We start from the raw sequence: 23,623 nt of genomic DNA, 5'->3' as shown, positions 1-23,623 counted from the left end.
GGGGGTGGGGGTAGTCGGCCGGTCAGCCGACGGGCGCGCCCTGACCCGCGAGCAGCCTGCCTTCGGCGTACGCGAGCGCGGCGGTGGGCAGGGCCCCCTCGCGCCCGCTGCGCAGCACGGTCAGTCCACCCGTGCGCGGCAGGTCGGGTGCGGGCCGCAGCCCGAGGCGGCGCAGCGCCTGGACCGCGACCGGCTCGGCGGAACCGTGGAAGACCAGTTCCGCGCCCCGGGTCCGCGCGGCGAGGGCGGCCCGGATGGTGCTCTCGACGAGCTCGTAGTGCGTGCAGCCGAGCACGACGTCGGTGACGTCGGCCGGGGTCAGCGCGGCGGCCGCGGCGACGGTGGCCCTCACAGCGGCGTCGTCGGCCGCCTCCACCGCGTCGGCGAGCCCGGGGCAGGGCACTTCGGTGACCCGCGCCCCGGTGGCGAAGTCACGGATCAGCCCGCGCTGATAGGCGCTGCCGGTGGTGGCGGGGGTGGCCCAGATCGCCATCCGGCCGCCGGCCGCCGCAGCGGGCTTGATCGCCGGCACGGTCCCGATGACCGGGATGGCCGGCTCCAGCTCCGCCCGCAGGGCGTCCAGGGCGTGCACGGTCGCGGTGTTGCAGGCGACGATCAGCGCGTCCGGGCGGTGCGCGGCGGCGGCCCGGGCGACGGTGAGCGCCCGCCCGGTGAGGTCGGCGGGGGTCCGCGGACCCCACGGCATGCCGTCGGGGTCGGAGGACACGACGAGTTCCGCGTCCGGCCGCAGCCGCCGCACCGCCGCGGCCGCCGCGAGGAGGCCGATTCCGGAGTCCATGAGCGCGATCTTCACCCGGCCACCTTAGTCGACCCCCGCCCCGCCGGGGCCCTGCACCCGCACACGACCGGCCCCCACCGGAGCCCGACACACCAACCCGCCCCCGGGGCGCGTGGACGCACACCGACCGACGCCCAGGAGCAGCGAAGCCGTCACCCCCGGGCCGCGAGGCCCCCGGCCGGAACCGGCCGGAAGGCCCCCCGCCGGGAGGCGCGGCCGCACCCGGGGTGTCCGAGTACGCACCCCAACCGGGGCCCGACGCACGAGCACGGCACAGCCGTCACACCCCTGCCGGGCCCCCGCCACACCCGCCACGCGGGTACGCACCACGAGGCCGCCACACCCGGGGCACCGGGATGCACACCACCCCGGCCGGAACCCCGCCGCACACACGACCGAAAGGCCACCGCACCCGGCCCGGGAACACCCCACCCCGCCACGAGGCCGCCGCACCGGGATGCACACCACCCCGCCCGGGAGGCGGCCCCACACCCGGGCCGGAAGGCCGCTGCTCCCACGAGTGGGCACCCACCACCCCGGCCGGGACCCCGCCGCACACACGACCGGAAGGCCACCACCCCCAGCCGGGGTACACCCCACCCCCGCCACGAGGCCGCCGCACCCGGGGCACCGGGATGCGCACCCCGCCGGGAGGCCGCCGCACCCGGGGTGTCGGGGTGCGGGACACGCCCGCCGGGGCCCGGCACACTGCCGGCATGGGCCTCCTCACCGCCGCCTGCGCGGCCTACGCCTCCCTCGCCGCCTGGCTCTGGCTCACCCTCGCCCAGGGCATGTTCTGGCGGACCGACGTCCGCCTCCCGCCGCGTACGGCCCCCACCCACTGGCCGTCCGTCGCCATCGTCGTCCCGGCCCGGGACGAGGCCGAGGTGCTGCCGCGGAGCCTGCCCTCGCTGATCGCCCAGGACTATCCCGGCGAGGCCGAGGTGATCCTCGTCGACGACGGCAGCACCGACGGCACGGGCGACCTCGCGCGCCGACTCGCCCGCGAGAACCCGGGGCTCCCCCTCACCGTCGCCGCCCCCGGCGACCCCGCCCCCGGCTGGACCGGCAAGCTCTGGGCGCTGCGGCACGGCATCCGGATCGCCCGCACCGCGCACGCCACCGAGCCCGATTTCCTCCTGCTCACCGACGCCGACATCGCGCACGAACCCGACAGTCTGCGCGAATTGGTCGCCGCCGCCACCTCCGCGGACCTCGACCTCGTCTCCCAGATGGCCCGCCTGCGGGTGGTCGGCCCGTGGGAACGCCTCGTCGTGCCGGCCTTCGTGTACTTCTTCGCCCAGCTCTACCCCTTCCGCCGGATCAACCGACCCTCAGCCCGGACGGCGGCGGCCGCCGGCGGCTGCGTACTGCTGCGCACCACGACCGCCGTGCGGGCCGGGATCCCCGACTCCATCCGCCAGGCGGTCATCGACGACGTGTCCCTCGCCCGCGCGGTGCACCGCTCCGGCGGCCGGATCTGGCTGGGACTCGCGGAGCGGGTGGACAGCGTGCGCCCGTACCCCGCACTCGCGGACCTGTGGCGGATGGTTTCGCGCAGCGCCTACGCCCAACTGCGCCACCAGCCCCTCCTGCTGGCCGGGACGGTGGCCGGGTTGGCGCTCGTCTACCTCGTGCCCCCGGCCGCCCTGCTGACGGGGCTCGCGGCCGGACGTCCGGCCACCGCCTGGGCGGGCGGCCTGGCGTGGCTGCTGATGGCCGGCACCTACCTGCCGATGCTCCGGTACTACCGCCAGCCGGCCGCGCTCGCTCCGCTGCTTCCGTTCACGGCGCTGCTCTACCTCCTGATGACCGTCGACTCGGCCGTCCAGCACTACCGGGGCCGCGGGGCGTCCTGGAAGGGCCGAACCTATGCCCGTCCGAGTGACGCCTGAAACGGCGAACTACCTCCCGAGGCAGCGTCATCCGAGGTCACCGCATTGTGACGTTACGTCAGCACGAAGTCGGTGCAACACCCAACCGGTGAGTACGAGTACGAACAAGATGGGGCGGAAGTGGCGAAACGTGCACGTGAACGTCAAGTGAAAGGTGAGGCCCTGACCTGCGAATATGCAGGTCAGCGCGGGGTTGACGCCACCTCGCTATGGACCCGGTGAAGTCGTGGGCTTAACTTAGGTCCCATGACCTCCCCCCGCTCCACTTATGGCGGCGGTTACTACTCCGCGCCCTCCTTCCCGGACACCCCCATCTACGACTCCCTCGTCGCCGAACGCGGCACTCCGCAGATCGCCCCGATCCGCGTCCCGGCCGCCTACGAGTCCCCGAGTGCCGGTTACTCGAGCGGCGGGTACCTGCCGGCTCTCGCTTCGTCCATGCCCGCGCTGCCGCCGGCCCAGCCCCAGCAACAACAGACCTCGGGGTACGGATACCCGTACCAGCAGCAGTCGGCCCCGCAGCCGATGCCGCTGCAGCAGGCGCCGGCCCCGTACATCCCGCAGCAGCAGCCGATGGCGGCCCGCGGCGGATTCGTGCCGCAGCCCCAGCCGCAGCAGCCCCGCCCGGTCGCCATGGCCACCGGGTACGAGGCGATGCGCCCGGCCGCGCCGCGTCCGATGCAGGTGCCCGCACCGGTGCCGGCCGCCTCGTACGAGGACCCGTACGGCCGCCCCTACCAGGGGCGCGGCTACTGACGGGGCTCTGAGGCGCGGACGGTGGAGGGGCTGGCAGGATGCCCCCCATGTCGAACTTGCACGTGCAGGCGCTCCACATCCATCCCGTCAAATCGGTAGCGGGGACCGCTCCCGACGAGGTGGCCGTGGAGCCCTGGGGTCTGTCCGGGGACCGACGTTGGGCGCTGATCGATCCCGAGGGCACGGTCATCACCCAACGCCGCCATCCCCGCCTCGCCCTGGCCGCGGCCCGTCCCGCGGGCGGCGGCCGGATCGCAGTGACGGCGCCGGGCATGGCGGAGCTGTTCGTGGAGGTGCCCGAGCCGGGTCCGCTGGAGCCGGCGGTGCTCTTTGGGAAGAAGGTCGAGACCGTGGCCGCGGCGACCACCGCGGCCGACTGGTTCAGCACGTACCTCGGGGAGCCGGTACGGCTGGTGCACATGGATGATCCGGCGGTACGCCGTCCCGTGGATCCGGACTACGCCCTGCCGGGCGAGATGGTGAGCCTCGCCGACGGCTATCCGCTGCTGATCACCACGCTCGCCTCGCTGGACGCACTCAACTCGCTGATCGCCCAGGGGGACCATCCCGGGGAAGGCCCCCTGCCCATGAACCGTTTCCGCCCCAATGTGGTGGTTTCGGGGGCAGAGGCATGGGCGGAGGACGGCTGGCTCCGCATCGCGATCGGCGACGCCGTCTTCCGCGGCGTGCGCGAATGCGGCCGGTGCGTCGTCACCACCACCGACCAGGAGACGGCGGAACGGGGCAAGGAGCCGCTGAAGACCCTGGGCAAGCACCGGCGGATCGGCCGGTCGCTCGCGTTCGGGAGGCTCCTGGTGCCCGTGCGGCTGGGTACGGTGCGCGTCGGCGACGAGGTCCGTGTCCTCGCGTGACGCGTCCGGGGCCCTCCTGGGGCAGGTGGGACGGGAGGGGCGGGTGGGTAGTCGCGGACCGGCGACCGGCCGCCCGGATTGACACCTTCGAGGGGCTCGGCGCCCGGGCTGGAACCAACTGGCACGACCAAGCCGTTGGATCAGTCAGGACAGAGGCGCAGACAGGCGGAGACTGGCACAAGTTGGGGGAGCCGGACCGTGCGGACAGCAATGGGTGTGTGGCGTTGGCGGCGCAATCCGCTGCGGCGGCCGACCGACCTCTTCGAGGCGTGGGTGGCGTTCGCCGCGCTGGTGTGCGTCCTGGTGGTGGCTCCCGCCATCGGCTGGGTCGCGGGCCTGCGGGTGGACGGTACCCTTCAGCAGGCCGCGCACCAGCAGCGGCAGGAGCGTCATCTCGTCCCGGCGGTGGTCCTGCGGCCCGCCCCGGAGTCGGCGGTGGCCGCGGGCGCTTCCGCGAGCGCCTCGGCCGACACGTCGACGCAGCGGACGGCCCCGCACCGGACGCAGATCGTGGCCGCGTGGACCGCACCGGACGGCAGCAGCCACCAGGGCACGGTGCCGGCCGCGGAGGAGCCGCCGCTCCCCGGCGAGCGGTTCCGGATCTGGACCGACGCGCGCGGCCGGCTGGTGGGGCAGCCGCTCGACCCGTCCGCGGCTGTGTTCCACGCGGGGATGGCGGGGCTGGCCGCCGCGATCTGCGTGGCCACCCTGGTGGAGACGGTCCGACGGCTGGTCGTACGGCGGCTCATGCATCGGCGGTACATACGTCTGGACCGGGCCTGGGCGGCGGCAGGACCGGACTGGGGCCGAGCGGGCGCGGGCAGTTGACCTGGCCGCTCATCGGCCCCGCGCGCGCTACGGTGGAGCGGCCGGATCGGTCGCTCCAGTGACTTCGGTGGCTGCGGTGACTTCAGACTTCCGTGGCATCGGTCGTATCGGCAGCGCGAGCACGAGGGTGGGGGCACGACAGCACCATGGTTCAGGGCACGGTCCAGGTAACGCACGGTGGGACTTCGCGGTGGCGGCGCCGCTCCGGTGAGTATCCGACGCTGACCGCTGCGCTCGCCGTAGCGGGCGACGGGGACGTGCTGACGATCGCCCCCGGCACCTACCGCGAGAACCTGGTGCTGGACCATGCCGTCACCCTGCGCGGGCCCGAGGGCGCGGCGGGGTCGGTGCGGATCGCCCCGCTCGACGGGGTGGCGCTGACCCTGCGCGCCTCGGCCGTGGTCCAGGACCTGTATCTGGAGGGCCAGGACCGGGCGGCGCCCGCCCTGCTGGTGGAGGACGGCTGCCCCGAGCTCACCGACCTGCGGGTGAGCACCCGCTCCGCCGCCGGCATCGAGGTCCGCGGCTCGGGAGCCCGGCCCCTGGTGCGACGGTGCACCGTGGAGAATCCGGCCGGCGTCGGCATCGCCGTACTGGACGGCGGCGGCGGAGTGTTCGAGGAGTGCGAGGTCGTGGCCGCCGGACAGAACGGCGTCTCGGTGCGCGGTGGCGGCCGGCCCCGGCTGGAGCGCTGCCGGATCCACCACGCCACGGGCGCGGGCATCGCCATCACGGGCGAGGGCTCGGGGCTGGAGGCGCTGGGCTGCGAGGTGTACGAGATCAAGGGCGCCGGGGTGCAGATCGCCGCGCGCGCCACGGCCCGGCTCACCGACTGCTCGGTGCACCGCACCTCGGCCGACGGGGTCACGCTCGACACCGACGCGCTGCTCGCCCTGGCCGGCTGCGACATCCACGACATCCCGGAGAACGCGGTCGATCTGCGGTCCCGTTCGGTGCTCACCCTCAGCCGCACCACCGTGCGCCGGTTCGGCCGCAACGGTCTGTCCGTATGGGACCCGGGCACCCGGGTGGACGCCGAGTCCTGCGAGATCCACGACAGTACGGGTGACTATCCGGCGGTGTGGATCAGCGACGGGGCCACGGTCTCCCTCGCCTCCTGCCGGGTGCACGACGTACCGGACGCGCTGTTCGTACTGGACCGCGGGTCGCGGGTCGACGTGGTCGACAGCGATCTGTCCCAGGTGCGCAACACCGCCGTCTCCGTGAGCGACGGGGCCACCGCGCAGCTCGACGACTGCCGGATCCGCGAGGCGGGGACCGGGGCCTGGTTCCGCGACCACGGCAGCGGCGGCACGCTCGCCGGCTGCACCATCGACGCCGTGCAGACCGGTGTGATCGTCACCAAGGGCGCCGACCCCGCCCTGGAACGGTGCACGGTCACCTCCCCCGCCGAAGCCGGCTTCTACGTGTCGGCGGGCGGCCGCGGCACCTTCACGGCCTGCCGGGTCACGGGCAGTTCCGGCTTCGGCTTCCACGTCATGGACGGCTGCCGCACCACGCTGACGCGCTGCCACACCGAGCGCTGCGCCCGCGGGGGCTACGAGTTCGCCGAGGACGGGCCGACCGCCGAGGAGTGCACCGGCGACGAGTCCGGCGCTCGTCCCACCGACCGGTCCGCCCCCGGCGGCGCGCCCGCCGGGGCGCGGGCGGGCGTCCGTACGGCCACCGGGACGCAGAGCCCTGCGGCGCGGCCGGCCCAGGCGTCCCCGCCTTCCGTGCCGCGGCCCGCGGACGGGGCGGAGAGCGGTCCGGCCGCCGCCGCGCGGGAGTCCGGCGAGATGCTGGGCCAGCTCGACGCACTGGTGGGCCTGGACAGCGTCAAACGCGAGGTGCGGGCGCTCACCGACATGATCGAGGTCGGCCGCCGGCGGCAGCAGGCGGGCCTGAAGGCCGCCTCGGTGCGCCGGCACCTGGTCTTCACCGGCTCCCCCGGCACCGGCAAGACCACGGTCGCCCGGCTGTACGGGGAGATCCTGGCCTCGCTCGGGGTGCTGGAGCGCGGGCACCTGGTCGAGGTGTCCCGGGTGGACCTGGTCGGCGAGCACATCGGTTCCACGGCGATCCGTACGCAGGAGGCCTTCGACCGGGCGCGCGGCGGGGTGCTGTTCATCGACGAGGCGTACGCGCTGGCGCCGGAGGACTCGGGCCGGGACTTCGGGCGCGAGGCGATCGACACGCTGGTGAAGCTGATGGAGGACCACCGGGACGCGGTGGTGGTGATCGTCGCCGGGTACACGGCGGAGATGGAACGCTTCCTGACGGTGAATCCGGGGGTGGCCTCGCGGTTCTCCCGGACGATCACCTTCGGCGACTACGGGCCGGAGGAACTGCTGCGGATCGTGGAGCAGCAGGCGGAGGAGCACGAGTACCGGCTCGGGGAGGGTACGTCGCAGGCGTTGCTGACGTACTTCACGGAGCTGCCCAAGGGCCCGGCCTTCGGCAACGGCCGCACGGCCCGCCAAACCTTCGAGTCGATGGTGGAGCGGCACGCGGGCCGGGTGGCCCAGCTCTCGGAGCCCAGTACGGACGAGCTCACCCTGCTGTACCCGGCGGATCTGCCGGCGCTGCCGGTCCAGCCCGCTCCTTGCTGACCGCGACCGCGACCCGCTGACCCGGCACCTCGGCCCTCGCGGCGGCGGCCAACCGGGCGAGCAGTGCGTCGCGTTCGGCGGCGAAGGCCGGATCGGCCTGGTAGTCGGAGTGGCCCAGGATCGGGGCGGGCAGGGGATGGCGGGCGCTGCGGCCGTAAGCGAGCGGGTCGGCGAGCGGGCCGCGGTCCACGTCCGGCTCCGCGCCGGGCAGCGCCGGCCCGCCGATGGGGTCGGTGGCCCGCCAGAGGTTGCGCCAGCAGTCGACCTCGCGGTGCAGGGCGGTGAGCTGCCGCGGGCCGAAGTAGGCGGGGAACCAGCGGCCGTAGAGGCGGCCGAGCGGGGATCCGTAGGTGAGCAGGGCGACCCGGCGGCGGGCGGGCGGCGGCAGCTGCCAGACGGCCGCGGCGGCGAGCACGCTGCCCTGGGAATGGCCGGAGATGACCAGGTGGCCGCCGGTGCGGCCGGTCCAACCGGCCATCCGCCAGGTCAGGTCGGGTACGGCCCGCTCGGCGTAGCAGGGCGGCGCGAAGGGGTGGGCGGCGCGCGGCCAGAAGGTGCCGACGTCCCACAGGATCCCTATGGTCCGGCGGGCGGCCGGGTCCCGGTAGGCGCGGCGGCCCCAGGCGATGAAGGCGGCGATACCGAGGCCGATGAGCCAGGACCCGGCGTCCTGGGCGGCGCGGGCGGCGGCTTCCAGCAGCGGCAGGGTCCCTCGGGCCGCCTCCCCCGGAACCTTTCCGCTGGACCAGGCTCCGGCCAGCGCGGCCGCGCCGAGCACCAGGGTGATCCCGGAGACGGCCGCCACGAACCAGGGCGCGGAATCGGTGAGCGCGGCCGCGGTCCGCGCCCCGGCGATCCGGCGACTGCGGGCGAGGTCCGGTGTCTCCCCGGGGTACTCGGCGGCCACGGCGGCGGCGAGCCGGCCCCGCGCCCGGGCCCCGAGCACCGCGAACCAGCCCGCGAGCAGCGCCAGTACGAGGAGCAGCGGGGGCAGTACGGCGGCCTGCCAGGACAGCAGCACGGGCGGCCCGGGCAGCGGGGCGCCGGGTGTCCCGGGCGTGGCTCCCCCGTCCAGCCAGTCGGCGACCCGCTGGGCGACCCCGCCGGACATCACCCCGCCGAGCGCGCAGCCGAGCATGGCGACGGCGGGTCCGCCGAGACCGTACAGGGCCGTCGCCGGGTCGGGGGCCTTGCGGTAGAGGTGGCGGGCGACGCCGGCGAGGGCGAGCACGCAGAGGCCCTGACCCAGCATGAGCACGCCGAAGGTCAGGTCCCCGGGGAGCCGTCCGGTGGCGGTCCAGTCGGGGCGCGACCAGCAGGCGTGCACGAGGACGGCGGCGAGCAGGGCCAGGGCGGCGGCGGGCAGCAGGGTGACGGCGGCCCGGTCGAGCCGGTGGTCGGGCCGGGCCTCGGTGCGGCCGCGCCGGCACACGACCGAGGCCACGGCGACGGCCCCGGCGGCGAGCAGGACCTGTGTGAGCGTGCCGAGGGCTGCGAGGACGGGGGCGTCGGCCCCGCGGTCGTGGCGGGCGGTCGGCACGGAGACGGCCACCGCCACGGTGAGCAGCCCGGCGGCGGTGTGCGCGGCGCGCAGCCGGGCCACGAGGCGGCGGCCGTACCAGAATCCGGGGCGCCCGAGCGCCGGCTCGGGGTCCGACGCGGTGTCCGGGTCGGCGGCGCCGGCGGGCGGGGGCTGGGACTCGTAGGCGCTCCAGGTGCGGTTCGACAAGTACCAGAGCAGCCCGGTCAACGCGGCGGGGACCAGGGCCCCGAGGGCGAGGCGCCGCCCGGGCTGGGCCCACCAGCCGCCCCCGGGTGCGAGGAAGCCCAGCCAGGAGCGGAACCGGGCGCCGGCGCAGCTCCCGGAGCCCGCGCACTGCCAGGCGAGGAGGTCGAGCGCGACCTCGCAGGCGGCGGCGATGAGCAGCACGGTCAGGCTGAGGGCGAGGATCCGGACGAGGACCCCGTACGTGCGCACGGCGTGCGGCGCGGGGTCGGCGGCGGGTGTGGCCGGCCGGGCCCAGTGGGCGAGGTTGGCCACCATGAAGGGCAGGAGCAGCAGCCACAGGGCGCGGGCGCCGTTGCCGGAGGTGAGCCGGGACCAGCAGTAGGCCTCGGGGACGGGTCGCCCGGCGTACCGCTCGGGGTGGGCCTCGGCGTCGGCGTCCTCGGTGCGGCGGAAGACGGCGGCGGTGGAGTCGCCGGTGACGCGGACGGTGCGCGGGTCGCCGAGCAGCTCGCCGGGGGCGGCGCCGGCGACTCCGTGGACCAGGAGTTCGAGGGCGAGGGGGGTGTCGGGCGGGGCGTGGGGCGGGGTGTCGGGCGGAACGTGCGAGGGGGCGTGGGGTGGGGAGGTGTCGGGCTGGGGGCGGTCGGGCACAGTGGCCTCCGCTCGCGGGGCGGGATCGGCGCGGCTCCAGCATCCCGCGCGGCACAGCCGCTGCCCAGGTCCCGCGCGGGGATCGGCACGGATCGGACGGGGTCGGTCAGCGGCGGGCGGGGGCGGACGCGATCGCTCAGGATCGGTCGTGATCGCTACGGACTTCTCACGGCTACGGGGCTATGGTGGCGCGCACGCCCGTCCAGAACCTCATCCCAGGGGGTACCGCCCATGGCTCGCCGACTCCGACCGGTGGGGCTCGACTTCATCGAGGACGCGCCGGTCCGGCTGGTCTTCGCCACCGACACCGTGGCGCCGCCCGAGGCCGTGTACCGGGCGCTCGCCGAGGAAGTGGAGGGCTGGGCCGACTGGTTCGGGGCGGTCACCCTGGCCCGCCCCACGCACGGGGGCGCGGGCCGCGAGATCAAGCTGAGGGGCGGGGTGCGCTTCCAGGAGACCATCATGGCCGCGGATCCGGAACGGCGGTACGCGTACCGGGTCGACACCACCAACGCCCCCGGGGTGCGGGCCCTGTTGGAGGAGTGGCGGCTGACCCCGGCCGGTACCGGCACGCACGTCCGCTGGACCTTCGCGGCGGACGGGCCGGCCCCCTTCCGCTTCGGCCTGGCCGTCGCCCGCCCGGGCCTGGGCCACTCCTTCCGCACGGCGGTCCGAGCTCTCGACCGGCGCCTCACCGCCCGGCGCGGCGCGGGTCAGTAGCCGGGACCGCCCTCGCGCCGGCCCCGCGGTGCACCTCGGCCGGTCGTCCGTAGCCCCCGCCCCGTGCCCGGGGCGGCCCGACGGGGCGTCAGGCGGCCGGTTCGCGCCAGACCCCGGTCGTCAGCAGCGTGTCGATGGTCTTCGCGTACGGGGCGATGTCGAGCCCCTGCGCCGCCAGCCACTCGTCGGAGTAGTACTTGTCCAGGTAGCGGTCGCCCGGGTCGCACAGCAGGGTGACGACGCTGCCCGTGCGGCCCTCCGCCACCATCTCCGAGATGATCTTCAGGGCGCTCCACACGCCGGTGCCGGTCGAGCCGCCCGCCTTGCGCCCTATCGCCGTCTCCAGCGCGCGACAGGCGGCGACGCTCGCCGCGTCCGGGACCTTCATCATCCGGTCGATGGCCCCGGGCACGAAGCTGGGCTCCATCCGCGGCCGGCCGATGCCCTCGATGCGCGAGCCGCAATCGCTGCTCGCGTCCGGGTCGTTGTTGGTCCAGCCGTCGAAGAAACAGGAGTTCTCCGGGTCGGGCACGCAGACGCGGGTGTCGTGCTGCATGTAGTGCACGTAGCGCGCGATGGTCGCCGAGGTGCCGCCGGTGCCGGCGGTCGCCACGATCCAGGCGGGCTCGGGGTACCGCTCCAGGCGCAGCTGCTGGTACATCGATTCGGCGATGTTGTTGTTGCCGCGCCAGTCGGTGGCCCGCTCCGCGTACGTGAACTGGTCCATGTAGTGCCCGCCCGTTCGGGCGGCGAGCTCGGCCGACTCCTCGTACATCTTCATCGGGTCGTCCACGAAGTGGCACGCGCCGCCGTGGAATTCGATGAGGCGGCACTTCTCCGGGCTGGTCGTGCGCGGCATGACGGCGATGAAGGGGACGCCGATCAGCTTGGCGAAGTACGCCTCGGAGACGGCGGTGGAGCCGGACGAGGCCTCGATGACCGGACGGCCGGGGCGGATCCAGCCGTTGCAGAGCGCGTACAGGAACAGCGAGCGCGCGAGGCGGTGCTTGAGGGAGCCCGTCGGGTGCGTGGACTCGTCCTTGAGGTAGAGGTCGATGCCCCACGCCTCGGGGAGCGGGAAGCGCAGCAGGTGGGTGTCGGCGGAGCGGTTGGCGTCGGCCTGGACCTTGCGGACGGCTTCCTTCAGCCAGGCCCGGTAGTCCGCGTCGCTGCGATCGACGTCGACGGTCGTGGCAGTCGTACCGGTGGTACCGGTGGTTCTGGTGGTGCCGGTGGTGCTCATGTGCCGCGCTCCTTCGTGGGTGAACTTCGCCCCCCTTCTTCGCAATGTACCCCTCCCACCTGCACAAACGTTCGCTTTGGGGATCCATGCGAATCCCTTTCGATCGCGTTCGGTTGCACTGCGCGGCACGGTGGGTGACCCTGGTGGAGCATTACCGAGGGTGCAGCACCCGTAACACTCATGTCGGGGAGTCGCAGCCGTGATCAGTCATTCCCGCAGGCACTGCGTCGTCGAACTGCAGGCCTTGCCGTCGCGGATCGGCCAAATCCGCAGAATCGTTTCTGCACAACTGCGCCACTGGGAGCTCGACCCGCTCATAGACCGGGCTGCGCTCGGCGTGACGGAACTGCTCAGCAACGTCCACCGCCATGCGCAGCCGGACAAGACCTGCACCGTGGAGATCGAACTCCGGCTCGGGCGCCTGACGGTCTCGGTCATCGACAGCGATCCGCGGCTGCCCGTCGTCCACGGGACGCGGGCGGAGGCCTTGGAGACCTGCGGACGCGGGCTCGCCCTGGTGGAGGCGCTCAGCGAGGCCTGGGGGGCGCGCGAGCGGCCCGACGGCCCCGGAAAGGCGGTGTGGTTCTCGCTCACGGCGGCCCCGCCCCGGGCGGCGCCGGTACGGCCGGTCCCCATCAAGGCCGTGCCCGTACGAGAACCAGCGCGTGCGGTGCTCCTGGCCGTCGATCCGGGGCCCGTCGCGACGGGCCTGCCGGTGGCGTCCCCGGTCGGCGCCCGCCCCGGGTGACCGGCCCGGTCCGGGGCCCGGCCCGGTCCGGGGCCCGGCCCGACCGGCGAGGACGGCCCGACCTGCGGTGACGGCCCGATCCCCGGGAACGGCCCGGGCGCGACGATCCAGCACGACGGCCCGGGCACGACCGCCCGGGCCGGTCGCGGACCTCGCAGACGGCCTTCAGACCAGGGCGCCCAGCGGATCGTCGAGCACCGGCTGCCACGCCAGCTCCGCCGCGCCGACCAGGCTGTTGTGGTCCAGGGTGCACGGCAGGATCGGCACCCCGCCGCTGCGTCCCCACAGGCTGCGGTCCGCGACCACCGCGCGCAGCCGCTCCGGGTCGGCGTACAGCAGCTCCCGGTGCAGCCCGCCCAGGATGATCCGGTCCGGGTTGAGGATGTTCACCAGGCCCGCGAGGCCGAGCCCGAGCCGGTCGATCAGCTCCTCCGTGGCTGCCCGTACCGCCGGTTCCGCGGGCTCGTCGCGCAGCAGGTCGCGGGCCTGCTGGAGCAACGACACCTCGGGGCCGGGGCTGCGGCCCGCTGCGGTGAGGAAGGCCAACGGGTCCGCCTCCACGTCCAGGCAGCCGCGGCTGCCGCAGTGGCAGGCCCGTCCCTCGGGGTTCACGGTGAGGTGGCCGACCTCCAGTGCCAGCCCCGAACTCCCGCTGTGCAGGCGACCGTCCAGCACCAGCGCCCCGCCGACCCCGCGGTGCCCGGTGGCCACGCACAGCAGGTGCTGGGCGCTGCGCCCCGCGCCGTGCCGGTGCTCGGCCAGGGCCGCGAGGTTGACGTCGTTGCCCGTCAGGGCCGGACCGTCGATCCCGGCCGCCTTCACGCACTCCGCGAAGATGGCCCGTACGGGAGAACCGGCCGGCCAGGCCAGGTGCAGCGGGTTCAGCGCCGTACCGTCCGGCTCCGCGACCGCCGAGGGGACCGCGAGCCCCGCCCCGACGCAGCGGCGGCCGCTCTGCACGAGCAGCTCCGCACCCGCCTCCACGACCGCGCCCAGCACCTGCGCCGGATCGGCGGAGACGATGACCTTGCCGGGAGCGGTGGCCACGATGCGGCCGCCGAGGCCGACCAGAGCGGCGCGGAAGCCGTCCGAGTGCACCTGGGCGGCCAGCGCCACCGGGCCATCCTCGGCCACCGAGAGCCGGTGCGAGGGGCGGCCCTGGGATCCGCCGGTCCCTCCGGCTCCGCCCGGGCGGGAGTCGACGCGGATCAGCCCGAGGGCCTCCAGCTCGGCGGCGACCGCTCCGGCGGTGGCGCGGGTCACCCCGAGCTCGGCCGTCAGCACGGCGCGGGTCGGGGCACGGCCGGTGTGGACGAGCTCCAGCGCCGGCCCGAGCGCGCCGCGCCCCCGTTCCAGCCTGGTCCGCGCAGCCGTACCGGAAGCGGATGGCGCGGTCACATCCCCCACCCGCGGCGGGGCCCCGTTGCCGTTCATGGCATCGATCCTCGCATGATCGGAGGGTCCCGGGTGCCGCCGCTCAGCCGAGCCCGCCGACCCGGAGTGTGATGTTCAGCCGCCCGGTCAGCTCGAGCTCCCGCGGGCCCGTGTCCGGCAGGACCTTCGGCACCCCGTGATAGGCCAGCCGGCTCTCCGCACCGAAGACGAAGAGGTCCCCGCTGCACAGCTCGACGTCCCGGTACGGGCGCCCGCGCGAGGCGGTGTTCCCGAAGCGGAAGACGCAGGTGTCGCCGAGGCTGAGCGAGACCACCGGCGCCGGTGACCTCTCCTCGGCGTCGCGGTGCATGCCCATGCGGGAGTCGCCGGCGTAGAAGTTGATCAGCGCGATGTCGTAGGCCGCCCCGGTCCCGGACGGCGGCGGGTCCCCGTACGCGGCGGTCACCGCCTCCCGCCCCAGCTCGGCGAGCCACGGCGGCATCGGTTTGACCGGTGCCCCGTCGCCGTCGACCACGGTGCGCGCGTACCCGTACGGGTACCAGTGCAGGCCGAGGCACACCTGGCGGGCGGTCATCACCCCACCGCCCGGGGTGCGTACGGTGCGCAGGCCTGCGGGCGGCCGGGCCCACGCGCGGCAGGCCGCCAGCAACTCGCGCTGGCGCCCCGCCCCGAGCCAGTCCGGCACGTGAACGGCACCGGGAGCGATCACGGTCCGCTCGCGCGGAAAGAGTTCCCCGTCCATGCTCTCCATTGTCACGGGCGGGCTGATAGGACTCACGGTATGGAGATCACCGAACATGTGAAGACCCTCGCCCGCGAAGGCGAGCTGCTCGCCGAGGTGGCCGAACGCGCCGGTACGGACTCCGCGGTCCCCACCTGCCCGGGGTGGCGGGTCACCGACCTGCTGCGGCACACCGGCTCGGTGCACCGCTGGGCCACCGCGTACGTCGCGGAGCGGCGGCTGGAGCCGGTGGGCTTCCCGGACGCGCCGGAGCTGGTCGGCGGCGAGCTGCTGGCGTGGTTCCGGGAGGGCCACGCGGACCTGGTGCGGACCCTGCACGAGGCGCCGGCCGACGTGCAGTGCTGGACCTTCCTGCCCACCGCCCCGCCCTCGCCGGTGGCGTTCTGGGCCCGGCGGCAGGCGCACGAGACCGCCGTGCACCGGATGGATGCGGAGGCCGCGCTCGGCGTGCTGTTCTCCGCGGTGGAGCCGCAGTTCGCGGAGGACGGGGTGGACGAGCTGCTGACCGGCTTCCACGCCCGGCCGCGCAGCCGGGTGCGGACCGCCGAGCCCAAGGTGGTGCGGGTGCGGGCCGCCGACACGGGCGCGGTGTGGACCGTGCACCTGTCGGCGGCGCCGGCCCGTACGGTGCGGGGCGATACGGGCGAGGTGGCCGACTGCGAACTGACCGGCGAGGCGGCATGGCTGTACGCGGCGCTCTGGAACCGGACCCCGGTGGCGGGTCCGGGGGTGACGGGCGACCCGGCACTGGCCCGGCTGTGGACGGAGACGGCCGGAATCTGAAGGGCGGGCGGGGGGCTTGTGACGGGCCGTGCACGCTGTGAAACTGCACGCATGGAGCGACGTACGCAGGCGGACCGGGACGCGATCACCATCGAGATCGGCTACGCCTTGGTCAGCGCCTGCTTCGCGGCCGCCCTCGCCTTCGGCGCGGTGTACGGGTCCGTGCTGGTGTTCTCCCCCTCCCCGTCGACGCGCCGGATCCTGGCCGTGGCGGGCGGCATCCTGGCGGCGGTGGTGTTCCTGCTCCGGGTCACGCACGTGCTGCTCGGATTCGCCCGCCGTCCGGAGAACGACGGGCGCTGACCGGGGCACGGCGCGACTGATCGCCGCCCGCGAGGAGGGACGACATGACCGGTGGGGCGGGCGCGGGGAGTCGGCGGGACGCGGGCGGGGCGGGGCGGGGCGTCCGATCGCCTTGGTCACGGGGGCGGGACGGTCGGCGGGGATCGCGTCGTCCGTCGTGCTGGACCTGGCTCGGGCCGGGTGGGACGTGGCCTTCACCTACTGGTCTCCGTACGACGCGCGGATGCAGTGGGGCAGGGAGTCGGGTGCGCCCGAAGCGCTGCGGTCGAAGGTGACGTCCTCGGGGGCGAAGGCCCACGCGGTCGAGGCGGACCTCAGCGACCCGGCCGTGCCGGCGCAGCTCTTCGACGGCGTCGAGGGTGCGCTGGGGAACGTCACCGCGCTGGTGCTCTGCCATGGCGAGTCGGTCGATTCGGGTCTGTTGGACACCACGGTGGACGGCTTCGACCTGCACTTCGCGGTCAACGCGCGGGCCACCTGGCTGCTGGTCCGGGAGTACGGGCTGCGGTTCCGCGGGCCGCACGGCAGCGGCCGGATCGTCAGCCTGACCAGCGACCACACCGCCGGCAACCTGCCGTACGGGGCGAGCAAGGGTGCGATGGACCGGATCACGACCGCCGCCGCCCACGAGCTCGCCCATCTGGGAGTGACCTGCAACGCCGTCGATCCCGGACCGACCGACACCGGGTGGATGACCGAGGGGCAGAAGGCGGACCTGATCCGTTCCACTCCCCTGGGACGCCTCGGTGTGCCGCAGGACTGCGCGAACCTGGTCACGTTCCTCTGCTCCGCCGAGGGGGGTTGGATCAACGGCCAGCTGCTCCGGAGCGACGGCGGCCTGGGCTGAGCGAGCGGCGGCCTGGGCGTTCCACCGCCGCCGGCACGCCGCACCCACGGCTGACGCGGGCACCGGAGACGCCCCGCGTCAGGGGGCGGCAGCCGGAGGCGTCCGGATGTCAGAGGCATCCGCTTCGATGAGCGGATGACCGTCTACGACGTAGCCCGCCGGCTTCCCGCCATCACCGATCTGCGGGACCTGTGCCGCTCACTTGCGATGCTCGATGCGATCTTGAGTCCGGACTGGGAAAGCCGGTACTACTCCTTCGACGCGGGTTGGGCCGTCGGCGAGGAGATGGCCTCGATGCGCGACGGATCGGGAGACGCGTACTCCATCGTGTTTTCGGCGGCCGGCGGCTACGTCCGCGGCTTCGGCCATGAATCGGCGATGAACCCGTACGGCAACGGTGGTGCGCCGTGGCCGGGAGTGATCGACGACGTCCCCGAGGCCTTTCGGCGCTTCGTGGAAGAGCCTGCGTTCACCGACGAGGACGGCGTCCCCGTCATCACAGCCTGCTTGTGGCGGGGTGCGGCCGACGATCAGTGGCGGCACGGGGCGATCGAGTTTCCCGCGGGCCGTACCGATCCTGATGGGACGACAGCACTGTTCACGCTCCTGGTGGACCGTTCGCCGGAAGCGTTCCAGCGCTTCGCCGAGGACTACTACGAGGTCCCCGTGGACCTGGGTGCGGTGAGCGACGTGTACGCGTTGCGCCCGTTGGACCAGGAGCTCGTATCGTCGCTGAACGCAGCGGTCGCCCTGGCGGATCTGGCCCGGGACGTCTCCGAAATCGGCTATCCGCAGCCCGCCGGACGGTCGGTCTGACTCCTGCACCGGTCCCGGGGGGTCCCGTGCGCGGCGCCCGGCCCGGTCACGCGGACCTCTTGTCCGCCGCGAGGAAGGCCCCGCCCTCTCGGCGGGCATCCGAGGCAACCTGACCGGCGGCCGCCGGTGCTTCGACGGCTCCGGGAGCGGTCGGCTGCGCGGCGGCGGAGGGCGTGCGGTAGGCGCGAAGGGGTGCGTTGGTCACGGCCACGGCGGCGATCGCCAAGACGGCGGACAGTCCGCCGAGGACCAGGGAGAAGGGGGCGGAGGTGGCGGACGCCACCAGACCACCTCGGAAGTTGCCGAGCTCGGGGCCGGCGACACCGATGACGTGTTCGACCGAGGAGACCCGCCCCCGGTACGCGTCCGGGGTCTCCTGTTGGACCAGGGCGCTGCGGGTGACGACGGACACGGTGTCGGCAGCGCCCGCCACGGCCAGGCAGCCGAGCGCCAGCCACAACGGCTCCGCCAGCCCGAAACAGGCCAGCGCCAGGCCCCAGATGCAAGCTGCGGACAGCTGTACGAGGCCGCCGCGGCGCCAGCGCGTCACCGTGCCGGAGGGCAGACCGGCCGTGATTCCCCCGACCGCGACGGCCGAGAGGAACAAGCCGAGGGTCCGCGGGTTCCCCCCGAAACGGATCTCGTTGACCAAGGGGAAGAGCGCGATGGGCATGGCGAGCAGCGTGGTGGACAGGTCGGTGGCCATCGCGCCCCACAGCGTCGGGCGGCGCAGGACGATCCGCCAACCGCCGCGCTCCGGTCGGCGTCTGCCGCCTGCCGCGCCGGTGCCTTCGGGCCGCATGGCAGGCAGGCGGATCACCGCGAGCATCGAGAACGCCGTGGCCGTCGCCTGGATCGCGTATGCGGCAGGGACATCCCAGCGGGCGATGATCAGCCCGGCCATCGCGGGCCCGGCCAGCATCGCCGCCTGGAAGGAGATGTTGGTCAGCGCAAGACCGGCCGCGACCTGGTCGGCCGGCAACAGCCGGACCGGGAGGGTGCGCCGGGCAGGAGCGCCGAGCCCGCTGCAACCGGTCCCCACGGCGACCAGGGCGAGCAACAGGAGCACGCTGTTGTTGTTCGCCAGGGCCTGGGCACACAGCCCTGCGGCGGCCAGCACCTGGCCCGCGGTGGTGGCCCGCAGCACCGCACGGCGGTCAACGGCATCGGCCAACGTGCCGCCGAGCAGCCCGAACAGCACCATCGGCAGGCCGGTCGCGAGCCCGATGGCTCCGGTACCCACGGGGCTGCGGGTCAAGTCCCAGACCTGGGCCAACACCGCCACATTGGCCATCTGCTGGCCGAGTTGAGAAACCGAGGTACCGATCCACAGGTCGCGAAACGCCTGACTGCTGCGCAGCGGGCGGGTGCCGGTCACGCCCACCACCACCACGAAGCCCGCGGGCTCACCGTCCGTGCGCCCTCAGCCGAGGGTGGCCGCGTACGTGGTCTGGGTGCGGTACTTCCATGTCGGGCCCGCGTTCCAAGGGTTGGGCATGACCGTGCTGGTCGCGTACGCGTAGCCCGCGCCGCGGGCGAAGGCCGTGCGCAAGGTGGCGCGCATCGCCTCGGGGTCGGGGACGTCGTGGACCAGGTGCCAGAACGCCGTCCCGCTCGGGTCCAGTTCGGTGCCGGAACGGTAGCCGGAGAGGCGGTCGAAGACGTTGCCGCCGAGCCAGCCGGCGCCGGTGTACGCGGCGTATGTGTCCTCGAACGTGACGAAGACGTCCGCGGTGCGGTGACCCGGCTCCAGGTAGCAGTCGGCTATGGCGGTGCCGGGGTTGTTGACGACGAGGTCGGGCGCGGCCGGGTCGGCCGCGTCCATCACCTCCTGGACGTAGCGGCGCAGCTCGGCATAGTAGTCGCGGGTGGAGTTGGCGGGGCCGCAGTCACGGCTGACGACGTCGAAGAAGATGCCGTCGACGTGGAGACGGCCGTCGGGGGTCTTGAGGTAGTTGTCGACGGAGGCCTTGGCCGCGGCGATGTCGCGGTTGCCGTGATCGGTGTGGACGTAGCCGAGCACCCGGGTCTTCTCGCCGGTGGAGGTGGTGCGGGCGCGCAGCGCGTCGGCGCGGGCCCGCCAGGGACCGTCGAACGGGGAGTCGCCGTTGCCCGGGTTCAGTACGACCACCGAGGGGGCCGGAGCGGTGGCGGTGAGGTCGGTCAGCATGGGGTCGTTCGCCCAGACGTACGCGGGGACGCCGATTTCCAGGCCCCGCACGCCCGGCGTCCGGGGAGTGGGGGGCGGGTCGGGCACCGGCGCGGCCGGCCCGGACACGTCGCGTGCCGCGGCGATGATGGCGGGCGCCGACGCGGCCAATAGGGCAGCGACCAGGGCGGCGTACAAGGCCTTCACGGCGCGGGGCATGAACGTTTCCTCCGGCGGCGGCGGGGGGCGACCCGAGGAACACTAGACGGGCGGCCCGTCGTTCAAGGCTGAACCGTCCGCATTCGCAGGGGGAACAGAGGAGCGAGCCATCCCCTCATCATGTGAATCTCCTGGATCTCCCAGATCTCCCAGATCTGGGACATCTCCTGGATCTCCACAACGGTCCGCGCCTCCGCCCTCCCGTCACACGGCCGGCAGCCCGACCCCGTGCGCCAACTGGTCGGCGGCGTGCGCGAAGAAGGCGGCGCGGTCCTCGACGACCCGGTTGAACTGGCCGAACAGTTCGAAGGACACCAGCCCGACCAGCTGGGCCCAGGCGGCGACCAGAGCGGCGGTGACCGCCGGGGGCAGGCCCTCGGCGAAGTCGGCGGTCATCCGGTCGGCCTCGGAGCGCAGGGCGGGCGGCAGCGGCGGGAGGGCGAGGCCCGGGCCCTCGTACGCGGCGCGGAGGATGCCGATGAAGGTGTTGCCGACGCGGGAGGCCGGGCCCACGGTGTCGACGGGGGCGCTGTAGCCGGGGACCGGGGAACCGTAGATGAGGGCGTACTCGTGCGGGTGCTCCAGCGCCCAGGAGCGGACGGCCTCGCAGACCGCGATCCAGCGGGCGCGGGCCGGGGCCCCGGCGGCACGGGCGCGGGCGTCGGCCACCTCGGCGGCCGAGCCGACGCTGTCGTACGCGTCGATGATGAGGGCGGTGAGCAGTTCGTCCCGACTGGGGAAGTATCGGTAGAGGGCGGAGGAGACCATGCCCAGCTCGCGGGCGACGGCGCGCAGGGAGAGCTTGGCGGCGCCCTCGGCCGCGAGCATGCGGCGCGCCTCGTCCTTGATGGCGGCGGTGACCTCGATGCGGGCCCGCTCCCTGGCCCCTCGCACGGTGTTCATGCGGGTCAGTCTGCCACGTGAACGGAGCACTGCCCAGAAACCGGATCGCCGCTCCTATGCGAGAGCACCGCTCTTGCTTTGGCACACCGATCCGTGCACACTGCTCTCAAGCGAGAGCAGTGCTCTCTCATTGGAGAAAGCGGCCCCGGAGGTCACGATGAACGCGCCCACCCCGTACTACGTCCAGGCCACCTCGTTCGAGACCCGCTTCAACTCGCTCTTCGGCAAGCTGGCCCGCTTCGGCATCAGTCTGGCGGGAACCGCCGAGCTGTCGGTGCGCGGCCGCAAGTCCGGCGAGATGCAGCGGATCCCGGTCAACCCGCACACCTACGAGGGTGCCCAATACCTGGTCTCGGCCCGCGGCCACTCCCAGTGGGTCCGCAACATGCGGGTGGCGGGCGGCGGCGAACTGCGCGTGGGGCGCAAGGTGCGCGCGTTCACCGTCACCGAGATCACCGACCCGGTGCAGAAGGCCGACATCATGCGCGCCTACCTGGAGAAGTGGGGCTGGGAGGTCAACCGGTTCTTCCAGGGCGTCACGGCCAAGTCCTCCGACGCCGAACTGCAGGCGGCCGCCGGCGACCACCCGGTCTTCCGGATCACGGTGTCCCGCTGACCCGTGCCCCGTATCCGGCCGCCGCTGTGGAAGGCGGCCGCTGTGGCGGGCCGCCGCCCGGACGGCGACCGCCCCGCCCGTACCGGTCGGCCACTCGGTCGAACGGTCGGCGCACCCGCTCCACCAGCCGCTCCCACAGGTGGTGCCGCCACAGCCGGAGCGGCAGCCCCCGGTGCGGCACGAAGGACCACAGGTCGTCATCGGCCTCGTTGCCGCGGGGGCGGCCGCGCAGCGGTTGCAGACAGCGCCGGTCCACCGTGCGGTGGAGCCGAGCGACGTGCGCCAGGGCGATGACCCCCTGCCGGCGGACCTCCCGGTCCGGTCCGGTCCGGTCCGCCGACTCCAGCGCCCTCGCCACCACGGGGAGCACGGCCCCGGGGTCGGCGTGGTGGAGGGCGAGCCCGATCGCCGCCACCCCGACCTTCGGCTCGCCGCGCCGGAACGCCGCGAGGACGACCTCCGGCCGGTCCGCCCCGAGGAGGTTCGAGCCGCCCCGCCGGTCGGGACCGCCGGCCGCGCCTCCGTCGCCCCCGCGCCCGACGCCCTCTAGCCCTTGCCGCCGCTGCGTGCGGCTGCCGCCGCCTGCCGGGCGTCCATCATGTGCAGCGCCTTGCGGGCCAACGGGTACGTACGCACCAACTCGGCCAGCGTCGTCGAGCCCCGCGTGATCCGGGCGAACGCCCGCCACGCCGGACCGAAGCCGGTGATCGCCGCGTGCAGCATCCGCGGCCGCACCTCGAAGAGGTTCAGCATCCGCTTGCCGACCCCCATCTCCACGCCCAGCCCGGCCTTCACCGCGAAGGCGTAGTTGAGCGCCTGGCGGCGCGCGTCCACGGCGTCCTGCGCCTCGGAGATCTTCACCGCCCACTCCCCCGCCAGCCGCCCGGAGCGCAGCGCGAAGGAGATGCCCTCCCGGGTCCACGGCTCCAACAGTCCGGCCGCGTCGCCCGCCACCAGCACCCGGCCGCGCGAGAGCGGCGATTCGGGCTTGCGGCAGCGGGTCAGGTGCCCGGAGGAGACGGCCGGTTCGAAGCCGGCGAGTCCGAGCCGGGCGATGAAGTCGTCCAAGTAGCGCTTGGTCGCGGCGCCCTCGCCCTTGGCCGAAATGACCCCGACGGTCAGGGTGTCGCCCTTGGGGAAGACCCAGCCGTAACTGCCTGGCAGCGGGCCCCAGTCGATCAGCACCCGCCCCTTCCAGTCCTCCGCGACCGTCGCCGGGACGGGGATCTCCGCCTCCAGGCCCAGGTCCACCTGGTCCATCTCCACCCCGACGTGCGCGCCGATCCGGCTCGCGCTGCCGTCCGCACCGACCACCGCGCGGGCCAGCACGATCTCCCCGTCGGCGAGCACCACGGCGACGGTGCGGCGGTCCGGCACGGCCGCCCCGTGCTGTTCGACGCGGGCCACGGCCGTACCCGTACGGACGGTGGCGCCGGCCTTCTCCGCCGCGGCGACCAGGCCGGCGTCGAACTCCGGGCGGTTGATGAGCCCGAACAGCATGTGCTTCGAGCGCCGGGTGCGGGTCAGCTTCCCGTCCATCGAGAAGGTGACCGCGTGGATGCGGTCCTTGAGGGGCAGCACGAAGCCCGGGGGCAGGGCGTCGCGCGAGGGGCCGATGATGCCGCCGCCGCAGGTCTTGTAGCGGGGCAGCTCGGCCTTCTCCAGCAGCAGGACGCGCCGCCCGGCCGTCGCCGCGGCGTACGCGGCCGAGGACCCGGCAGGTCCCGCCCCGACCACGACCACGTCCCACACCTCGGCGGTCTCCCCGGCCGCCTCGTCGCCCGCCCGCTGGGCGTCCTGCCCCGTGCCCGTGCCCTCGCCTGCGTCTGCACCCGCGCCTGCGCCTGCGCCTGCGTCCATGCCTGCGCCTGCGCCTGCGTCTGCGTCCATGCCTGCGCCTGCGCCTGCGTCGCGTACGTCGTCGTCGCTGCTCACGATGTGTTGCTGCTCCTGATCACCCGGTTGCTCCGATGCCGGGGAAATCCTACGGCGAGACA

22 protein-coding genes are annotated in these 23,623 nt (G+C 74.2%); 12 read left to right on the top strand and 10 right to left on the bottom strand.

The features are described from left to right. Positions 1-22: 22 nt before the first annotated feature. On the bottom strand, positions 23-814 hold the full coding sequence (locus OG594_RS17610) for a glutamate racemase (RefSeq protein ID WP_266599903.1): 792 nt from the start codon (positions 812-814) through the stop codon (positions 23-25). Between the two features lie 701 nt (positions 815-1,515). Between OG594_RS17610 and OG594_RS17605 the strand changes: the two genes are divergently transcribed. From OG594_RS17605 to OG594_RS17585, 5 genes are all read left to right on the top strand, one after another. After that, positions 1,516-2,694: a glycosyltransferase gene (locus OG594_RS17605; protein WP_266599901.1), complete on the top strand. Its 1,179-nt coding sequence runs from the start codon at positions 1,516-1,518 to the stop codon at positions 2,692-2,694. A gap of 246 nt (positions 2,695-2,940) precedes the next feature. Continuing rightward, entirely contained in the window at positions 2,941-3,450 is a 510-nt protein-coding gene (locus tag OG594_RS17600; protein WP_266599899.1) for a DUF6643 family protein, read from the top strand. A gap of 47 nt (positions 3,451-3,497) precedes the next feature. After that, the gene (locus tag OG594_RS17595; RefSeq protein WP_266599896.1) at positions 3,498-4,322 is read left to right on the top strand and encodes an MOSC domain-containing protein; all 825 of its coding nucleotides are present in this window, start codon (positions 3,498-3,500) and stop codon (positions 4,320-4,322) included. Between the two features lie 210 nt (positions 4,323-4,532). Then, entirely contained in the window at positions 4,533-5,150 is a 618-nt protein-coding gene (locus OG594_RS17590) for a hypothetical protein (RefSeq protein WP_266599894.1), read from the top strand. 146 nt (positions 5,151-5,296) lie between these two features. Further along, positions 5,297-7,762: a right-handed parallel beta-helix repeat-containing protein gene (locus OG594_RS17585; protein ID WP_266599892.1), complete on the top strand. Its 2,466-nt coding sequence runs from the start codon at positions 5,297-5,299 to the stop codon at positions 7,760-7,762. Here the strand turns inward: OG594_RS17585 and OG594_RS17580 are convergent. Beyond that, entirely contained in the window at positions 7,704-10,034 is a 2,331-nt protein-coding gene (locus OG594_RS17580) for a hypothetical protein (RefSeq protein WP_266603001.1), read from the bottom strand. The genes OG594_RS17585 and OG594_RS17580 overlap by 59 nt on opposite strands. A gap of 339 nt (positions 10,035-10,373) precedes the next feature. Between OG594_RS17580 and OG594_RS17575 the strand changes: the two genes are divergently transcribed. After that, positions 10,374-10,862 carry an SRPBCC family protein gene (locus OG594_RS17575; RefSeq protein ID WP_266599890.1) on the top strand — a complete coding sequence of 163 codons (489 nt, stop codon included), beginning with the start codon at positions 10,374-10,376 and terminating at the stop codon, positions 10,860-10,862. 88 nt (positions 10,863-10,950) lie between these two features. Here the strand turns inward: OG594_RS17575 and OG594_RS17570 are convergent, their stop codons facing one another. Then, on the bottom strand, positions 10,951-12,105 hold the full coding sequence (locus OG594_RS17570) for a PLP-dependent cysteine synthase family protein (RefSeq protein ID WP_266599888.1): 1,155 nt from the start codon (positions 12,103-12,105) through the stop codon (positions 10,951-10,953). A gap of 199 nt (positions 12,106-12,304) precedes the next feature. Between OG594_RS17570 and OG594_RS17565 the strand changes: the two genes are divergently transcribed. Next, a complete protein-coding gene (locus OG594_RS17565) occupies positions 12,305-12,853 on the top strand; it encodes an ATP-binding protein (RefSeq protein ID WP_266599886.1) in 549 nt (182 codons plus the stop codon). A 165-nt stretch (positions 12,854-13,018) separates the two neighbouring features. Here the strand turns inward: OG594_RS17565 and OG594_RS17560 are convergent, their stop codons facing one another. Both OG594_RS17560 and OG594_RS17555 read right to left on the bottom strand, forming a co-directional pair. Continuing rightward, positions 13,019-14,287: an ROK family protein gene (locus OG594_RS17560; RefSeq protein ID WP_266599884.1), complete on the bottom strand. Its 1,269-nt coding sequence runs from the start codon at positions 14,285-14,287 to the stop codon at positions 13,019-13,021. 43 nt (positions 14,288-14,330) lie between these two features. Beyond that, positions 14,331-14,990, bottom strand: coding sequence for an alpha-ketoglutarate-dependent dioxygenase AlkB (locus OG594_RS17555; protein WP_266599882.1), 660 nt, complete (start codon positions 14,988-14,990; stop codon positions 14,331-14,333). Between the two features lie 39 nt (positions 14,991-15,029). On the opposite strand from OG594_RS17555, the gene OG594_RS17550 reads away from it, so the two are divergent. From OG594_RS17550 to OG594_RS17535, 4 genes are all read left to right on the top strand, one after another. Beyond that, positions 15,030-15,773, top strand: a complete 744-nt coding sequence (locus tag OG594_RS17550) for a maleylpyruvate isomerase family mycothiol-dependent enzyme (protein WP_266599880.1) — start codon at positions 15,030-15,032, stop codon at positions 15,771-15,773. A gap of 51 nt (positions 15,774-15,824) precedes the next feature. Then, entirely contained in the window at positions 15,825-16,076 is a 252-nt protein-coding gene (locus OG594_RS17545) for a DUF6332 family protein (protein WP_266602999.1), read from the top strand. Between the two features lie 112 nt (positions 16,077-16,188). Continuing rightward, positions 16,189-16,923, top strand: coding sequence for an SDR family oxidoreductase (locus tag OG594_RS17540; protein WP_323185234.1), 735 nt, complete (start codon positions 16,189-16,191; stop codon positions 16,921-16,923). 135 nt (positions 16,924-17,058) lie between these two features. Continuing rightward, on the top strand, positions 17,059-17,739 hold the full coding sequence (locus OG594_RS17535; protein WP_266599878.1) for a hypothetical protein: 681 nt from the start codon (positions 17,059-17,061) through the stop codon (positions 17,737-17,739). Between the two features lie 46 nt (positions 17,740-17,785). Here the strand turns inward: OG594_RS17535 and OG594_RS17530 are convergent, their stop codons facing one another. The 3 genes from OG594_RS17530 to OG594_RS17520 form a co-directional block, all read right to left on the bottom strand. After that, entirely contained in the window at positions 17,786-19,117 is a 1,332-nt protein-coding gene (locus tag OG594_RS17530; RefSeq protein WP_266599876.1) for an MFS transporter, read from the bottom strand. A gap of 45 nt (positions 19,118-19,162) precedes the next feature. Continuing rightward, positions 19,163-20,107 carry a spherulation-specific family 4 protein gene (locus tag OG594_RS17525; RefSeq protein ID WP_266599874.1) on the bottom strand — a complete coding sequence of 315 codons (945 nt, stop codon included), beginning with the start codon at positions 20,105-20,107 and terminating at the stop codon, positions 19,163-19,165. 204 nt (positions 20,108-20,311) lie between these two features. Continuing rightward, entirely contained in the window at positions 20,312-21,010 is a 699-nt protein-coding gene (locus OG594_RS17520; protein ID WP_266599872.1) for a TetR/AcrR family transcriptional regulator, read from the bottom strand. A gap of 157 nt (positions 21,011-21,167) precedes the next feature. Here OG594_RS17520 and OG594_RS17515 point away from each other — a divergent pair, with 157 nt between their 5' ends. Continuing rightward, a complete protein-coding gene (locus OG594_RS17515; RefSeq protein ID WP_266599870.1) occupies positions 21,168-21,626 on the top strand; it encodes a nitroreductase/quinone reductase family protein in 459 nt (152 codons plus the stop codon). On the opposite strand, the gene OG594_RS17510 is transcribed toward OG594_RS17515, so the two are convergent. Beyond that, on the bottom strand, positions 21,610-22,041 hold the full coding sequence (locus tag OG594_RS17510; RefSeq protein WP_266599868.1) for a hypothetical protein: 432 nt from the start codon (positions 22,039-22,041) through the stop codon (positions 21,610-21,612). The genes OG594_RS17515 and OG594_RS17510 overlap by 17 nt on opposite strands. A 131-nt stretch (positions 22,042-22,172) precedes the next feature. After that, the gene (locus tag OG594_RS17505) at positions 22,173-23,378 is read right to left on the bottom strand and encodes a geranylgeranyl reductase family protein (RefSeq protein WP_266602995.1); all 1,206 of its coding nucleotides are present in this window, start codon (positions 23,376-23,378) and stop codon (positions 22,173-22,175) included. Positions 23,379-23,623 lie beyond the last annotated feature (245 nt).

This window comes from Streptomyces sp. NBC_01214 (genome assembly GCF_026340975.1).
Lineage (GTDB): Bacteria > Actinomycetota > Actinomycetes > Streptomycetales > Streptomycetaceae > Streptomyces.
Note: the sequence above shows the minus strand (reverse complement) of the source record. Positions and strands in the feature narration are given on the sequence as shown.

What these genes read in the sequence shown, in the direction of transcription:
- OG594_RS17585 (WP_266599892.1), top strand. Translation starts at nt 5,297, where the DNA reads ATGGTTCAGGGCACGGTCCAGGTAACGCACGGTGGGACTTCGCGGTGG.
- OG594_RS17595 (WP_266599896.1), top strand. Translation starts at nt 3,498, where the DNA reads ATGTCGAACTTGCACGTGCAGGCGCTCCACATCCATCCCGTCAAATCG.
- OG594_RS17575 (WP_266599890.1), top strand. Translation starts at nt 10,374, where the DNA reads ATGGCTCGCCGACTCCGACCGGTGGGGCTCGACTTCATCGAGGACGCG.
- OG594_RS17520 (WP_266599872.1), bottom strand. Translation starts at nt 21,010, where the DNA reads ATGAACACCGTGCGAGGGGCCAGGGAGCGGGCCCGCATCGAGGTCACC.
- OG594_RS17560 (WP_266599884.1), bottom strand. Translation starts at nt 14,287, where the DNA reads ATGAACGGCAACGGGGCCCCGCCGCGGGTGGGGGATGTGACCGCGCCA.
- OG594_RS17570 (WP_266599888.1), bottom strand. Translation starts at nt 12,105, where the DNA reads ATGAGCACCACCGGCACCACCAGAACCACCGGTACCACCGGTACGACT.
- OG594_RS17545 (WP_266602999.1), top strand. Translation starts at nt 15,825, where the DNA reads ATGGAGCGACGTACGCAGGCGGACCGGGACGCGATCACCATCGAGATC.
- OG594_RS17535 (WP_266599878.1), top strand. Translation starts at nt 17,059, where the DNA reads ATGACCGTCTACGACGTAGCCCGCCGGCTTCCCGCCATCACCGATCTG.
- OG594_RS17555 (WP_266599882.1), bottom strand. Translation starts at nt 14,990, where the DNA reads ATGGACGGGGAACTCTTTCCGCGCGAGCGGACCGTGATCGCTCCCGGT.
- OG594_RS17600 (WP_266599899.1), top strand. Translation starts at nt 2,941, where the DNA reads ATGACCTCCCCCCGCTCCACTTATGGCGGCGGTTACTACTCCGCGCCC.
- OG594_RS17550 (WP_266599880.1), top strand. Translation starts at nt 15,030, where the DNA reads ATGGAGATCACCGAACATGTGAAGACCCTCGCCCGCGAAGGCGAGCTG.
- OG594_RS17515 (WP_266599870.1), top strand. Translation starts at nt 21,168, where the DNA reads ATGAACGCGCCCACCCCGTACTACGTCCAGGCCACCTCGTTCGAGACC.
- OG594_RS17605 (WP_266599901.1), top strand. Translation starts at nt 1,516, where the DNA reads ATGGGCCTCCTCACCGCCGCCTGCGCGGCCTACGCCTCCCTCGCCGCC.
- OG594_RS17590 (WP_266599894.1), top strand. Translation starts at nt 4,533, where the DNA reads ATGGGTGTGTGGCGTTGGCGGCGCAATCCGCTGCGGCGGCCGACCGAC.
- OG594_RS17525 (WP_266599874.1), bottom strand. Translation starts at nt 20,107, where the DNA reads ATGCCCCGCGCCGTGAAGGCCTTGTACGCCGCCCTGGTCGCTGCCCTA.